Annotated in this window: 10 protein-coding genes; 2 read left to right on the top strand and 8 right to left on the bottom strand. The window is 75.3% G+C overall.

What is annotated here, in order from left to right; all coding sequences use genetic code 11:
• Positions 1-8: 8 nt before the first annotated feature.
• Both GCU69_RS32310 and GCU69_RS32305 read right to left on the bottom strand, forming a co-directional pair.
• Entirely contained in the window at positions 9-467 is a 459-nt protein-coding gene (locus GCU69_RS32310; protein ID WP_098753787.1) for an ATP-binding protein, read from the bottom strand.
• Positions 468-1,047: 580 nt separating this feature from the next.
• Complete coding sequence (locus GCU69_RS32305; RefSeq protein WP_098753788.1) at positions 1,048-1,239, bottom strand: SPOR domain-containing protein; 192 nt, start codon at positions 1,237-1,239, stop codon at positions 1,048-1,050.
• Positions 1,240-1,590: 351 nt separating this feature from the next.
• Between GCU69_RS32305 and GCU69_RS32300 the strand changes: the two genes are divergently transcribed.
• On the top strand, positions 1,591-2,343 hold the full coding sequence (locus GCU69_RS32300; RefSeq protein ID WP_098753789.1) for a GntR family transcriptional regulator: 753 nt from the start codon (positions 1,591-1,593) through the stop codon (positions 2,341-2,343).
• Positions 2,344-2,545: 202 nt separating this feature from the next.
• On the opposite strand, the gene GCU69_RS32295 is transcribed toward GCU69_RS32300, so the two are convergent.
• Positions 2,546-4,171, bottom strand: coding sequence for a S8 family peptidase (locus GCU69_RS32295; RefSeq protein WP_156207986.1), 1,626 nt, complete (start codon positions 4,169-4,171; stop codon positions 2,546-2,548).
• Positions 4,172-4,661: 490 nt separating this feature from the next.
• On the opposite strand from GCU69_RS32295, the gene GCU69_RS32290 reads away from it, so the two are divergent.
• Positions 4,662-5,204: a hypothetical protein gene (locus GCU69_RS32290; RefSeq protein WP_098753791.1), complete on the top strand. Its 543-nt coding sequence runs from the start codon at positions 4,662-4,664 to the stop codon at positions 5,202-5,204.
• A 299-nt stretch (positions 5,205-5,503) separates the two neighbouring features.
• On the opposite strand, the gene GCU69_RS34485 is transcribed toward GCU69_RS32290, so the two are convergent.
• The 5 genes from GCU69_RS34485 to ispG form a co-directional block, all read right to left on the bottom strand.
• Positions 5,504-8,194, bottom strand: a complete 2,691-nt coding sequence (locus GCU69_RS34485) for a LuxR C-terminal-related transcriptional regulator (protein ID WP_156207985.1) — start codon at positions 8,192-8,194, stop codon at positions 5,504-5,506.
• A 1,467-nt stretch (positions 8,195-9,661) separates the two neighbouring features.
• Positions 9,662-10,780, bottom strand: coding sequence for a terpene synthase family protein (locus GCU69_RS32280; RefSeq protein ID WP_156207984.1), 1,119 nt, complete (start codon positions 10,778-10,780; stop codon positions 9,662-9,664).
• A gap of 23 nt (positions 10,781-10,803) precedes the next feature.
• The gene (locus tag GCU69_RS32275; RefSeq protein WP_156207992.1) at positions 10,804-11,814 is read right to left on the bottom strand and encodes a 4-hydroxy-3-methylbut-2-enyl diphosphate reductase; all 1,011 of its coding nucleotides are present in this window, start codon (positions 11,812-11,814) and stop codon (positions 10,804-10,806) included.
• A 173-nt stretch (positions 11,815-11,987) separates the two neighbouring features.
• Positions 11,988-13,058, bottom strand: a complete 1,071-nt coding sequence (locus GCU69_RS32270; protein WP_156207983.1) for a polyprenyl synthetase family protein — start codon at positions 13,056-13,058, stop codon at positions 11,988-11,990.
• Positions 13,055-14,293, bottom strand: a complete 1,239-nt coding sequence (gene ispG / locus GCU69_RS32265; RefSeq protein WP_156207982.1) for a flavodoxin-dependent (E)-4-hydroxy-3-methylbut-2-enyl-diphosphate synthase — start codon at positions 14,291-14,293, stop codon at positions 13,055-13,057. Before ispG ends, GCU69_RS32270 begins: the two co-directional genes overlap by 4 nt.
• Between the last annotated feature and the right edge of the window lie 308 nt (positions 14,294-14,601).

Below are 14,601 nucleotides of genomic sequence, written 5' to 3'. Positions count from 1 at the left end.
CCTGTCTCCTAACCGGAGAGGCCCAGCTCGAACCACACTGTTTTCCCCGTCCTTCCCCGACGGGTACCCCAGCGGCGGGAGGCGCAGGCCACCAAGTGCAGTCCGCGGCCGCCCTCGTCGTCGGGGGCGGCGGTGCGGGTGAGCGGAGGGTCGGGCAGCGGGTCGGACACCTCGACGACCAGGGTGTGGTTCCGGGTGCGCTCCATACGGACTCCGATCGGGCCGCTCGCGTAACGCAGGGAGTTGGTGACCAGCTCACTGACCAGCAGTACGGTCACGTCCGCCACGGCGTTCAGCTGCCAGGCGTCCAGGGTGGCGCGGGTGAGGGCCCGGGCGTTGCGTACGGCGTCCGGCTCGGCCGGGAAGCTCCATTCGGCGGCCCGTTCCTCCTCCGGTGGTGGTTCACGGCGGAGGGAGACAGGCGTAGCCGGACCGGAGGTCCCTGCGATGTCGCTCACACCGACCACTTCCAGACCGAGGGGCGGGTCATCCACCCGGCACGGACAGCTGCCATTTGCTTATCGGATGGATTGTCCTGTGTTGACCCCATACCCGATGGCATGGTCCGGTTATCGCATCACGGGGGTGACAGTGCCCCGAACGGCGCAGCGGACTGCCGGGTCGGTGCCCCTGCCGGGCGCCGGTGACCCGTCAGACGGGGCACTCCGCCCGCGCGGTGAGCGGCGGCCGGGGTGCGGCGGGATGCCGGGCCGGGCCGCGGAGGGCGGCGGACAGGCGGGCCGTGACGGGATCCGGCGGGCAGAGCGCCAGGCGCGGAAGAACAGGCGGGCGGGGCGGGCAGTCGCGGCGCACAGGCGGAACACGGCGGGGCAGGCTGAGCGAAGCGGGGCCGTCGGCCGCGGGCGGCGGGCGGGCTGTCGGGCCGCGGCGGCGGACGGGAGCGCCGCGCCGGGTCAGACCCGGGTCAGGACCGGGTCCGCGCAGAGTCGGGCCGAGGCGGGCCGGGCCGGGTCCGCGCCGGGCGGTGGGCGCGGTTCGCCGGGCGGTGGGCGCCGGGCTTCCGGCTCGGGGGCGTACGGGAGGTCTTCAGCCGCGGCGGCCCACGCGCTCGACCACGTACAGCTGCTCGCCGGCCCCGCCGCCGTGCCGCTCGCCGCCGAGCCGCGCGGCGGCCTTCTCCGCCTCGGCGCGGGTGCCGTAGCTCCCCACGCGGTAGCGGTTTCCGTTGCCGTCCTCGCGTATGACGAGCCAGGGAAGCCCGGCGCCGCTGTCGCTCATCGCCCCACCTCTCCCGTCCGGGGGCGTACGCCGGTGCCCGGGGTCCCGACCTCTGAGGAAACCGCAATCCGCATATGCCCGAGCGTACGCCCGACCCTTACGGAGCGGATACGGATTTTTACGATGAGGCACGCATCAAGCCACCCGCCCGGCAGCGCGCGGGCCGTCACAGCGAGCGACGCGCGGGGCGGCAGAGGACGGCGGGGAAAACTCATCGTGTTCCCCTCCCGCTTCTCTTTATGCCTGGCGGGGGCCAAGAACATCACATCAGGTGAAACTTTGGCCTGGACTTGCGGGGCCAACTCTGGGTTGCCACGCTGTTGCAGAATGTCAACCCGTTGGGAGGGGCACGTGCCTTTCGGTGAGCAGCCTGCGTATCTCCGCGTCGCCGGCGACCTGCGTCAGAAGATCGTCGACGGCGCCCTGCCGCCGCACACGAGGCTCCCCTCCCAGGCCCGGATCCGCGAGCAGTACGGCGTCTCCGACACCGTCGCCCTCGAGGCCCGCAAGGTGCTGATGGCGGAGGGCCTCGTCGAGGGCAGGTCCGGCTCGGGGACGTATGTCCGCGAGCGCGGCACCCTCCGGGGCATCGTCCGGTCCGGCTATCGCTCGGCCGACGACCGCACCCCGTTCCGCCAGGAGCAGGCCGACGAGCGGGTCAAGGGGACCTGGGAGTCGCACAGCGAGCAGGAGGACGCGACGGCCGAGACCGCCGCCCGGCTCGGGATCGAACCGGGTGACCGCGTGATGCGCACCCGCTATCTGTACCGCACGGAGGGCGAGCCGATGATGCTCACCACCTCCTGGGAGCCCCTCGCGCTCACGGGGCGCACGCCGGTGATGCTGCCCGAGGAGGGGCCGCTGGCCGGCTGCGGGGTGGTCGAGCGGATGGCCGCCATCGACGTGATCGTGGACAACGTCCAGGAAGAGGTCGGGGCGCGGCCCGGGCTGGCCGAGGAGACCCTGGCGCTGGGCGGGGTGCCCGGGCGGGCGGTGCTGGCCGTGTCGCGCACCTTCTACGCCTCGGGGCGGCCCGTGGAGACGGCGGACGTGGTGGTCCCGGCCGACCGCTTCACGTTCTCGTACCACCTGCCCGTCCGCTGACTGTTCGTCATCTGCCCGTCCACTGATTCCCCGCCATCTGCCCGTCCGACGGCTCACCGGCCAGTTGCCCGTCCGCCGGCTCACCGCCCGCGGCGCCGCTTTCACGGAAGCGCCCGGGCGGGCCCGCCCACAGCGCGGGCCCGCCCGGGCGCGGCTCATGCCCCGGCGCACCCCCGGACCATGCCTGCTGCCGCGGCGCCGGTCAGAACTGCAGCGCCCAGGAGTTGATGAAGCCGGTGTCCTGCTCGTACTCGTCGTGCACGCGCAGCGTCCAGACTCCGTCTGCGGGCTCGGCGGACGCGTCGACCGTGTAGGCGGCCTTCAGGTTCCCGGCCCCGGTGCCCGGTCCGCTCGCCTTCAGCGGATGGACCGTGCCGCCCGGTCCGACGAGTTCGATGGCGAGGTCACCGGTCCAGCTGTGTTCGATGTCGACCTCGACGGAGAGGTCGGCGGGCGCCCGGCCGGTGACGCCGCTGACGGTGATCCGCGACTCGCCGCTGCCGCGGTCCGCGATCGTGTAGTCGTCGCTGTTCTCGAAGCGGGGGCCGAGCGGTTCCTCCTCGCCGCCGGAGTCCTCACCGCCGCCGTCCTCGCCGCCCGTGCCGGAGCCGACGTGCAGCAGCCGGTCCGGTGAGCCGTCCCCGTTCGTGTTGCCCTTGACCGCACCGGTGACGGCCGAGCCCAGCAGCGCGTCGGCGACCTGGGCCGGGGTGTCCGTGGGGTGGTCGGCCAGATGCAGCGCCATGGCACCGGCGACGTGCGGGGACGCCATCGAGGTGCCCGAGGCCGTGTCGCTGGCGGTGTCGCTGCCGTTCACGGCGGAGGTGATTGAGGAGCCCGGCGCGAAGAGGTCCAGCGCCGGACCGAAGTTCGAATAGCTCGCGCGGACGTCGGCGCGGGTCGTCGCGCCGACCGTGACGGCCTCGCCGACCCGGGCCGGGGAGGAGTTCGAGGCGTCGATGCCGGAGTTGCCCGCCGCGACCGCGTAACCGACGCCCGAGGCGATGGACTTGCGCACCGCGTCGTCGAGGGCGTCGCTGGCGCCGCCGCCCAGGCTCATGTTGGCGACCGCGGGCTTCACGGCGTTCTCGGTGACCCAGTCGACCCCGGCGATGACACCGGCAGCGGTGCCGGAACCGTTCTCGTCGAGCACCCGGACGGCGACGACGTTCGCCTGCTTGGCGACCCCGTACTCCGCGCCGGCGACGGTGGCGGCGACATGGGTGCCGTGGCCCACGCCGTCGTCGGCGGTGGTGTCGCCCTCCACGGCGTCGTAGCCGTACGAGGCCCGGCCCTCGAAGTCCGCGTGGCTGATCCGGATCCCGGTGTCGATGATGTACGCGGTCACGCCCTTGCCCGCGGACTCGGGGTGGGTGTAGCTGCCGTCGAGGGGCAGCGCCTGCTGGTCGATCCGGTCCAGGCCCCAGGACGGCGGGTCGGCCTGGTCGGTGTCGAGCGCCCTGACGACCGTGTTCGGCTCCACGGACGCCACGGCGGGGTCGGCGGCGAGCTTCCTCGCCTCCCGCTCGGTGAGTTCGACGGCGTAGCCGTTGAGCGCGGCCCGGTAGGTGGTGGCGATCTCGCCGCCGTGCCGTTCGGCCAGTGCCCGTCCCTGCCGCGAGTCCGCGGCGGGCGCGTCCTCGTCCAGCACGACGATGTAGCTGCCGTCGATCGCCCCGGGTGCCCCGGCGTTGAGTATCCGGCCCTCGGCCGTCGCGTCCGCGGTGGCGGGCAGTGCGACAAGGGCTCCGAGAGCCAGTGCCGTACCGCAGGCGGCGACGGCGGCCGCTCTCCATCGGGTGTGCCGGGTGTTGGGTAACGCTGCCATGTCGAGAGTTCCTTCTCCGAAGTGGTGCGCAAGTGGGGGTGCCCGGGGCCGGCGTGACAGGCCGGCAGGGGGCACGGCGGCCTGCCGCCGGTCCAGCGGCGCTCCGCCGGTCGAAAGAGTGTCGGATGAACAGGGGGCGCACAAGGGCACACATGCGCCCCGTGTGACAGCGCCCGCGGCGGGAGCGGTGGCCCGGCCACGCCGGCCAGCACCGTGGCCCGAGCCCTCCCGCCGTGCCCACCTCCGGTTTCCGGGCGCCCGACCGGCACCAATAGCCCCGCCGGTGCGGGGGCGCCTGCCCCGGCAGGGACCGGTGCCTTTGTTTGGGTATCCGTGGCTGCCCGGGTCCGTATAGGCACGGACAGAGGCCGCGCGTAGCTTTCGGCGTACGGGCTCGCGTCCCGGGCCCGTCCTCTTCCGCGGCGCCGTGCGGCACGGCCGGTACCCGCCGGCACGCCTCCCGCCGCTCCCCCCACCCAGGAGATTTGTCATGCGCACATCCATACGGACATTCACCGGAGCCGCCGCCCTGGCGCTCGCCCTGACCGCCGCCACGCCGCTCACGGCCGGCGCGGCCGAAAGCTCCGACGCCCCGCGCCCGTCGGCCGCGCGGGCTGCCGGCGGCTCGGCCGGCGGCACCGGCACGACCGGTGCCGCACAGCTCGCCGACGGCACCTCCGGGGCCGCCGAGGGCGTGCGGACGGCGGCCTGGGGCTACCAGATCATGCCGTCCTGCGGCGGGGTCGAGCATCTGATCCGGCAGGGCGCCAACTACTGGCAGGGCGCCACCGAGACGCCCGGCAGCGGCAAGCCGGTGGAGTGCACCAACGGCTACATCGCGGACTGCTTCGGCACGGTGAACGCCGTGGGGTGCAACTACGGCCCGGGCCGCATGATCATGCTGTCCACCCGGGTGGGCGACTTCGCCCTGCTCGCCGCGCACGAGTTCGGGCACGAGTGGCACCCGCACTCCGCCGCGGGCTGCATGAACTGGGCCAGCGCCTACGAGGTCATGCGCCCGACGATCTGCTGACGGCGGACGCGGCAGGACCGGAGGTGCCGTGCCACGGGCCCGTACGGCGTGCGGGCAGCCGGGAGGTGCGGCCTCGTGAGGCGTGGGCCATCCGGGCGGTGCGGGCCCGTACGGCGCCGATGCATCCGGGCGGTGCGGGTCCCGTACGGCGTGGATTCACCCCTGCGGCACCGGCCCCGTACGGCATGAGTCGTCCCGGCCGGTGCGGGCCCGTACGGTACGGCGTGAATTCACCCCGGCGGTACCGGCCTCGTACGGCGTGGATTCACCCCGGCGGTACCAGGCCCGTACGGCATGGGTCACCCGGGCGGTACCGGCCCCGCGCCGCCCGGGTCGTCCCGCGGCACCCGTCCCGCCAACTCCTGCCGCAGCCCCACGCCCAGCTTGCGCATCGCCCGCGAGACGTGGTGCTCCACCGTGCGCGGTGACAGATGCAGAGTGCTCGCGATCTCCCGGTTGGTCAGTCCGCGGCCCGCCAGCTCCGCGACCTCGGCCTCGCGCGGCGACAGCCGCTCCGCGTACGCCGGACGCCCGCGCGGGCGCCGCCCGGCACCGGGATGGTGGGCCCGCAGGGTCGCCCGGGCACGGGCGGCGTCCCAGGACGCGCCCAGCCGGCTCAGCCGCTCGACGCAGCCGGTGAGTTCCGCGACGGCCTCCTCCACCGGGGCGCCGGCCGCGAAGGCACAGCGGCCGGCGCCCTCGGACGTCAGCGCCCGCGCATAGGGGTAGGCCAGCAGGCCGTAGGCCGCACCGGCCGCCCTGAAGTGCCCCAGCGCCCGCGCCGGTTCGCCGTCGGCCTCCGCGAGCACGGCACGGCAGTGCAGCAGCGCCGCCCGCGCCGCGGGGGCGTCGCACCCGTCGAGGCCGTCGGCGAACTCGGCCACGAGCCGCCCCGCCTCCGTACGGCGTCCCGCGCGGACGAGCGCCTCGACCGCCCAGGGCGCCGGTTCGGCGCCCCAGGCCCACACCCCTTTCCCGCCGAGCCACGTCCACGCCGACGCGGCGGCCGAGGCGGCGGCCCCGGTGTCCTCCCGGGCCAGCAGCAACCGGATGTGGACTCCGGCCGCCGTCGTCGCCACGGGGACCTCACAGCCGTCGAAGGAGGGCGGGCCGCCCGGCGGGAGCCGGTCCCCGGCCGTGTGCCACTCGCCCCGGGCCAGCGCGAGCAGGGCGAGCACGACCCGGGCCTCGTTCGCGGTGCCGTCCTCCGCGAGGACCGCCGTGCACCGTTCCGCCAGCCCGGCCCAGGAACCCGTCAGCCAGTCGCGGAAGAGGGCCGTGCCCCGTCCGACCCGTTCGAGGAACGGGGCGTCGCTGCGGGCCGCCAGTTCCAGTCCCTCACCGAGCAGTTCGGCGCCCCGCCGGTGGTGGCCGAGATGGACCGCCGCGCTCGCGGTGTTGCACAGGGCGCGCGCCACCTGCTGCCGGCCCGCCGGACCGGGGCTGTCGCGCGGCAGCCGCTCCACCAGCTCCCAGCCTTCCGGATCGCCGGTGGCGACGAGCAGGGTGGCCCGGATCGCGGCGGCCGCGGTGCGGGCCGTGTCGTCCCCCGCCGCGGCGGCCGTCCGCTCCGCCCGCCGCAGCCAGTGCCGGTTCTCGGCGAGGGAGGCTCCGGGGAAGAACGGGTTGGCCAGCGCCGCCATCGCCTGGGTCGCCTGCACCGGCCGTTCGGACAGCTCGCCGACGGCACAGCCCACCTGGTCCCGGCCCTCGGTGAAACGCCGCTTCTGGTTGTGCAGCAGCAGCCCGAGTTCGAGGCGTATCTCGCCCCGGTCCGGGAGCGGAAGCGACGTGTCGGCGACGATCCGGCGCAGCGCGCGGACCGTCTCCTCCGTACGCAGCCCGAGCGTCGCGCCCCGGGCGAGCGCCAGCGCCAGCCGCGCGCGCCGCCGCGGGGGGCCGCCGCCCTCGTCCAGCGCCTGTTCCAGCAGGGCGACGGCGGTCTCGTCGTCGGTCACGGTGCCCCCGCCCTCGCCGTCGGCGACCCGCTCCGTGGCGCGCAGCCACTCCTCGGTGCGGCCGCAGCCCCGCCAGTGGCGGGCGACCCGGGCCCAGGGCACCGGTTCGCGGGCGGTGAGCACGGCGGCGGCCCGCCGGTGCAGCTGTTCCCGGACCGGGCCGGGCAGGTGCCGGTGGACGGCCGATGCGGCCAGCGGCACCGCGAAGCCGTACCGGCCCTCGTCCGTCTCCTGGAGCGCCGACGCCGCCAGCGCCGCGACGAGCGCCTCCCGCGCGGCCTCCTCGGGCAGTCCCGCGACGGCGGACAGGTCGCGCGCGTCCGACGGCCGGCCCAGCACCGCGGCCGCCCAGACGACCGGGCGGTGCGGTTCCGGGAGGGCCGCCGTGCGACCGAGGACGGACTCGGCCAGCCGGACCGGGACCCCTGCCGCGTCCACGTCCCGGACCGTGAAGCGGTCGCGGCCCGGGCCCGCGTCGCGCAGCGCGCACAGCAGGTCGACGAGCACCTGCGGGACGCCCGCGGACCGCCGGAGCAGCCGGGCGACCAGCTCCACGGAGCAGCGTTCGACGCCCAGGAATTCGTCGGCGAGGGCGCGCACCCCGCGTTCGTCGAGCGGTTCCAGCGCGCAGCGCGTCACCGACAGCCGCGCCGGGTAGTCCACCGCCCGCCCCAGCAGCAGCCCGGAGCCGCTCAGGTCCTCCGGCCGGTACGTCAGCACGGCCGCGAACCGCTCGGGGGGTTCGCGCAACAGGTTGCGCAGCACCGTCAGGCAGTGCTCGTCCGCGTGCTGTACGTCCTCGGCGACGAGGAGTCCCGGACGGACCGAGGCGAGCGCCGCTTCGAGGTCGCGGGCGGCGGCTGCGCCGGGGGCCGTGGCCGCTGCGGGAGTTGTGGGTGCTGTGGGAGTTGTGGGTGCTCCTGCGGCCGTGGCTGCTGCGGGAGCTGTGGCCGCTTCCGCGTCCTTGCGTGCTCCCGGGGCGGTGGGGGCTTTCGGGGCCGTGGCCGCTTCCGGGCGCGTGGTGGCTCCCACGCGCGTGGTGGCTCCCGGGTCGGCGACTGATCCGGTGGCCGCGACCGCTTCGGGTCCGGCGGTCGCTCCCGCGACTGCGGCTGCCCGCGTGCCCGTTGCTGCTTCCGGCCCCGTGGGCACTCCCGGTCGGGTGGGTCCTCCTGGTCGAGCGGCTGCTCCCGGTCCGGCGGTCGCTCCCGCGACTGCGGCTGCCCGCGTGCCCGTTGCTGCTTCCGGCCCCGTGGGCACTCCCGGTCGGGTGGGTCCTCCTGGTCGGGCGGCTGCTTCCGGTCCGGCGGCTGCCCCGGGTCCCACGGCTGCTCCCGGTCCGGCGGCTGCCGTGCCCGTTCCTGTGCCCGTGCCCGTGCCCGTTCCCGTGCCCGCCGTCGCCCCGGCCGCCGGCGGGCACGGCGGGCCCGCCGGGCTTGCGGGGCTTGTTGGGCTTGTTGGGCTTCCGGGGCCTTCCGCACTCGCCGGGGCCGGGCCGCCCGCCCTCCGGCGGTTCTCCGCCGGCCGGGCACCGCACCCCGCGCCGTCCCGGGAGCCCGGGATTCTCGCGCGGGACACCACGACGGCGCCCGACGGGCGGAAGGTGACGGCCAGCCGTGGCGCGCCCCGTGCCGCCGCCGTCGCGGACAGCCGCCGGGCCAGCCTGCTCTTGCCCATGCCGGCGGCTCCCTCGACCAGCAGCAGCGCGGGCGGTCCGGCCCCGGTCAGCGCGTCCGCCAGCCGCCCTTCCCACGCCCGTTCGCCCACGCCAGGCCGCTCCTCGTCCGCTCCGCTCCGTACGGACCGCTTCGGCCCGTACGGACCGTGTACCCGTACCGATCCGCACCTGCCCGTACGAATCCTCACCGGTCCCGCCGTCAGGAGTGCGCCCGTCGAGGCTCCGGTGCCCGCCGACTATCACACGGCGGTGCGGGCGAAGGCGAGAGAACCGGGGCTTCCGCACGCACCGGTGCGGGGCACCGGGGCGGGGCACCGGGGCGGGGCACCGGGGCGGGGCACCGGGGCGGGGCACCGGTTCGGGGCACCGGGGCAGGCCCACACCGGTGGGCCTCACCCCGGCCGTCAGGCGGTGCGCGACACCCCGGACGGTCCGGCCGGCGCGCGACACCGGTCCGAGCCGGGGGCGCTGCCACGAGCGCACCGCCACGAGCGAGACCTGACCTCGAGAGCCCACCGCCACGAGGAAACCCCGCGAGTCCACCGCCACGAGCGGGCCTCTTCAGCATGCGCCGCCACGAGCGGGCCTCTTCAGCATGCGCCGCCACGAGCGAGTCCCTTCAGCATGCGCCGCCACGAGCGAGTCCCTTCAGCATGCGCCGCCACGAGCGAGTCCCTTCGCATGCGCCACCCCGAGCGGCCTCGGCGTGCGCGCCACCACGAGCGGCCTCCGTGTGGTGCCGCCACGAGCCGGACCCGCCGGGTGCGCCACCACGGACCGCCCTGTCCGGTGCGTCGCCACGGACCACCCCGGCCGGTGCGCTACCACGGGCGGTCCGGCCGCAGCAGGCTGTCGTCCCACCACCAGGCGATCGAGGGCGCGAGCACCGGCGGCCCCGCGCTCCCGTCGAGGGGCCTCTCGGCCCAGTCGTCGGCCGTCGTCCTGGAAGCGGTGCCCGCGGGGCCGCCACCGGGGCCGTCACCGGGGCCGCCGGAGCGGGCGAGATAGCGGGGAACGCGCAAGCCCCACTCGATGTTGCCGCGGATGCCGTGCCCGAGATCGGTGAGGTAGCGGCGCAATTCCTGGCTTCCCCGGCGGAGGACGCGCTCGCGCACGGCGAGGAAGCGGCACAGCACGCGGTCCCGCAGGGCGACCCCCTCGTACAGGGCCTGTTCCGGTGTGAGACCGTGCCGCTGCCGCAGGACGCTCAGGAAGTTCTGGTCGGTCTGTCCCCGGTTCCTCTCCTTGGCGAAGGAATGCCGGTCGTTGTCCATCGCGGCGACGAAGACGGCCATCTCGGTCAGCGCGGTCACCGCGAGGGTGTCCATCTCGCGCGCCGGGACCTCCGCGCCGTTGGCGATCTCCAGCATCGCGTAGGTCGGCTCGCCCCCCGCCGAGTGGAGCCGCATGACGATGTACTCGTCCAGATCGGGCAGTCGGCCGCGCGCGGCGTTGCCCACCTGCCACTGCACCCCGGAGAGCCAGCCGCGGTGGGCCCGGACGAAGCGGCCGACCTGGAGCGGGGTGGCGCAGCCCCGGAAGAGTTCCCCCAGGTCGTGCGCGGCGGCGGCGTACCGGTCGGCGCACGGGTACGGACCCGGGACCTCCAGGGCGCGCTGGACCCGGCCGGCCATGGCCGCGAACCGCGCCGGGTCGCTGCTCAGTTCGCCCTCGTCGCAGCGCGCGTCGTCGAACGCGAAACCCCAGTACACCCAGCAGGCCGTGATCCACAGCCGCTCGGGGTCGGCCTCCGGCGCGAACCGGGCGTAGAAATCGGCGCTGTGGGAGGCGAGCACCGCGCGACGCTCGGCCTCCGTCGGGCAGAACCCCAGCCGGTCGATCCAGTCGACGGCACGCCGCTCGGCCTCGCGGAGACCGGGATGGACCGCGGATTCGAGCGGGCAGTAGAACGGAAGCATGCCGAGGGACGCGGTGTTCACGGGTGCTCCCGCGCGGGCCCCGGTCACGGCTGCCGCAGTTCGCGCGGCAGGGCGAAGCGCTGCCGCTCGTCCGCGACCCGGACCACGCCGACGTCCTCGAAGCCGGACTCGGCGAGCCTGTCGAGCACACCGTCGACGAGCACCTCCGGCACCGAGGCGCCGCTCGTCACCCCGACCGTGGTCACGCCGCTCAGCCAGGACTCGGCGAGCCCTTCCGGGCCGTCGACCAGGTGGGCCGCGGCGGCCCCGGCCTGGAGCGCGACCTCGACCAGACGCACCGAGTTGGAGGAGTTCCGGGAGCCGACCACGATCACCAACCCGGCCTCCGCTGCCATCCGTTTGACCGCCAGCTGCCGGTTCTGTGTCGCGTAGCAGATGTCGTCGCTGGGCGGTCCGGTCAGCGCCGGGAAGCGCCGCTCCAGTTGGGCGACGGTCTCCATGGTCTCGTCCACCGACAGCGTGGTCTGGGACAGCCAGGCCACCCGGCTCGCGTCGCGGACCTCCACGTTCCGTACGTCGTCCGGCCCGTCCACCAGGTGGATCCCGCCGGGGGCGTGGCCCATCGTGCCCACGACCTCCTCGTGTCCCTCGTGGCCGATGAGCAGGATGTCGTAACCGTCCTCGGCGAACCGCCGGGCCTCCTGGTGCACCTTGGTCACCAGCGGGCAGGTGGCGTCGACGGCGGTGAGCCGGCGTTCGGCCGCGCGGGTGTGGACCGACGGCGCGACACCGTGCGCCGAGAAGATCACGGTGGCGCCCTCCGGCACCTCGTCGGTCTCCTCCACGAAGACCGCGCCGCGCGCCTCCAGGGTGCGTACGACATGGGTGTTGTGGACGATCTGCCGGCGGACGTAGACGGGTGCGCCGTGGATCTCCAGGGCGCGTTCCACGGTGCGCACCGCGCGCTCCACCCCGGCGCAGTAGCCGCGCGGCGCGGCGAGCAGCACGCGCCGCCGGAGGGAGGCCGGGGGGCCGGGGAGGGGCGGCCGGTCGCCGGCTGCCGTGGTGCCGGACGGCGGGTCGCCGGCGGTCATGGCGGCGGACGGCCCGTCGGTCGCGGGCACGGCGGCGGACGGGCGGCCGTTGGTGGTCACGGCGGCGGACGGCCGGTGGCCGGTGCTCACGGCGGCGGACGGCCCGTCGGTCGCGGGCACGGCGGCGGACGGGCGGCCGTTCTCGGTCAGGGCGGACGGCCGGTGGTCGGTGGTCATGCGTTCCTCACAGTGGCGGTGGTGGCGAGCCGGCGCAGCGTGCCGCGGACGGCGGAGGGGAACGGGGAGTGTTCGAGGGCGAGCAGCGCCTGCCGCCGCCGAGCGGTGATCATGCCTTCGACCCGGTCGGCCGCCCCGGTGGCGGTGAGCACGGCGCGGACGGCCCCGGCCCCGCGCTCGTCCAGCCCGGGGTCGCCCACGAGGTCCCGCAGCACGCGCTGCTGCCGCCGGTCGGCCCGCTCGACGGCGAGGGCCAGCAGCACGGTGTACTTGCCCTCGCGCAGGTCGTCCAGGCACGGCTTGCCGGTCACCGCCGGGTCCCCGAACACCCCGAGCAGGTCGTCGCGCAGTTGGAACGCCTCGCCCAGCGGGATCCCGTAGGCGCTGCACGCGTCCAGGACGGCCCGCCCGCCGCCGGCCAGGGCGGCGCCCAGTTGCAGGGGGCGTTCCACCGTGTACTTGGCGGTCTTGTAGCGGATGACGGTCAGCGGGCCGTCGAGCCCGCCGCCGAACCGGGTGCCGGCCAGCAGGTCGAGGTACTGGCCGTACATCACCTCGCTGCGCATCCGCTCCAGCACCGGGCGGGCGGCGGGGGTCGCGGTCTCCGGCCAGGCGGTGTGGAGCAGTTCGTCGGACCAGACCATGGCGAGGTCGCCGAGGAGCACCGCCCCGTTGGTGCCGAACCGCTCCGCGTCCACGCGGTGTGCCCGGCCGCGCAGGCCGGCGGCCAGCGAACGGTGGACGGTGGGACGCCCGCGGCGGGTGTCGCTGCGGTCCATGAGGTCGTCGTGGATCAGGGCGAAGGTGTGGAACAGCTCCAGCGAGGCGGCGGCGGGCAGCACCGGCGCCAGTTCCTCCCCGCCCGCCGCCCGCCATCCGCAGCAGCACAGCAGGGGCCGCAGCCGTTTGCCGCCGCCCGCCAGGAAGTCCTTGAGCAGGCGCGCGACCTCGGGCAGGCAGGGCAGGCCGGTGACACGGGCCTTCGCGCCGAGGAAGTCCTCCAGTACGGCGTCGACGGCGGCCGGTACGCCGTCCAGCCCGGACTCGCAGGTGGGCGCGGCGGTCACGACGCGGCCCCTTCCCGGGTCTCCGCGGTCTCCGTACTGTCCCGGATCTCCGTGGTCTCCGTGCTCTCGCCGGTCTCCGTGCTCTCGCCGGTCTCCGTGCTCTCGCCGGTCTCCGCGCTCGCCCCGGCCTCCGTGCTCTCCCCGGCGAGCCGTACGGCTTCCTCGACGAGGGTCTCCACGATCTTCGACTCCGGTACGGTCCTGATGACCTCGCCGCGGACGAAGATCTGGCCCTTGCCGTTCCCCGCCGCGACGCCGAGGTCGGCCTCCCGGGCTTCGCCGGGCCCGTTGACGACGCAGCCCATGACGGCGACCCGCAGCGGGTGCGGGAAGCCCTCCAGCGCGGCGGTGACCTGGTCGGTGAGCCGGTACACGTCGACCTGGGCGCGGCCGCAGGACGGGCAGGACACGATCTCCAGATGCCGGGGGCGCAGGCCCAGCGACTGGAGAATCTGCTCGCCGACCCTGACCTCCTCCACGGGCGGCGCGGACAACGACACGCGGATGGTGTCGCCGATGCCCTCGGCGAGCAGGACACCGAAGGCGACGGCGGACTTGATCGTGCCCTGGAAGGCGGGTCCGGCCTCGGTGACCCCGAGATGCAGGGGGTAGTCGCAGGCCCGGGCGAGCATCCGGTAGGCAGTGATCATGGTCATCGGGTCGTGGTGCTTGACGGAGATCTTCAGGTCCCGGAAGCCGTGTTCCTCGAACAGCGAGCACTCCCACAGGGCCGACTCCACCAGGGCGGCGGGAGTGGCCCTGCCGTGCTTGGCCAGCAGCCGTTTGTCCAGGGAGCCCGCGTTGACGCCGATCCGGACGGGCACCCGGGCGGCGGCAGCGGCGTCGGCGATCTCCCGGACCCTGTCGTCGAAGGCCTTGATGTTGCCGGGGTTGACGCGGACGGCGGCGCACCCGGCGTCGATGGCCGCGAAGACGTACTTCGGCTGGAAGTGGATGTCGGCGATGAGCGGGACGGGGGACTTCGCGGCGAGTGCGGGCAGGGCGTCGGCGTCGTCCTGGGAGGGGACGGCGACCCGGACGATCTGGCATCCCGCGGCGGTGAGTTCGGCGATCTGCTGGAGTGTGGCGTTGACGTCGGCGGTCACGGTGGTGGTCATCGACTGCACCGAGACCGGCGCGTCGCCGCCGACGGGGACCCGGCCGACCATCAGCTGGCGACTGGCGCGGCGCGGCGGGGTGGTGGGGGTCGGGGGCATGCCGAGTTGGACGGTCATCGGTCACTCCGTGCGGGGGCTGGGCCGAGCGGGGTTTCTCAGGGGCTGGGGCCGCGTACGGGAGTCGGAGCCGCGTACGAGGGGCGGGGCTGGGTACGGGAGTCGGGGCTGCGTACGGGCGGGCGTCGAAGCTGCCGTACGGACGGGTGGTCGGGGGCTGCGTACGAGCGGGTGGCGGGGCTGCGTACGGGTGCCGGGAATCCCTACGGCGCCCCCGGTTCCGTACGGCAGCCGGGAATCCGTACGGCACCGGGAGTCCGTACCGGCGGGCGCCGGGCGGGGCCGGCCGGGCGCGGCTGCCGAGGCCC

The sequence above is a fragment of the Streptomyces lycii genome (genome assembly GCF_009735685.1).
GTDB classification, from domain to species: Bacteria; Actinomycetota; Actinomycetes; order Streptomycetales; family Streptomycetaceae; genus Streptomyces; species Streptomyces lycii.
Note: the sequence above shows the minus strand (reverse complement) of the source record. Positions and strands in the feature narration are given on the sequence as shown.

Bases quoted from the DNA above. Each gene is read 5' to 3' on its own strand.
- GCU69_RS32305 (WP_098753788.1), bottom strand. From the start codon at position 1,239: ATGAGCGACAGCGGCGCCGGGCTTCCCTGGCTCGTCATACGCGAGGAC.
- GCU69_RS32275 (WP_156207992.1), bottom strand. From the start codon at position 11,814: ATGACCGCCGGCGACCCGCCGTCCGGCACCACGGCAGCCGGCGACCGG.
- GCU69_RS32295 (WP_156207986.1), bottom strand. From the start codon at position 4,171: ATGGCAGCGTTACCCAACACCCGGCACACCCGATGGAGAGCGGCCGCC.
- ispG (WP_156207982.1), bottom strand. From the start codon at position 14,293: ATGACCGTCCAACTCGGCATGCCCCCGACCCCCACCACCCCGCCGCGC.
- GCU69_RS32290 (WP_098753791.1), top strand. From the start codon at position 4,662: ATGCGCACATCCATACGGACATTCACCGGAGCCGCCGCCCTGGCGCTC.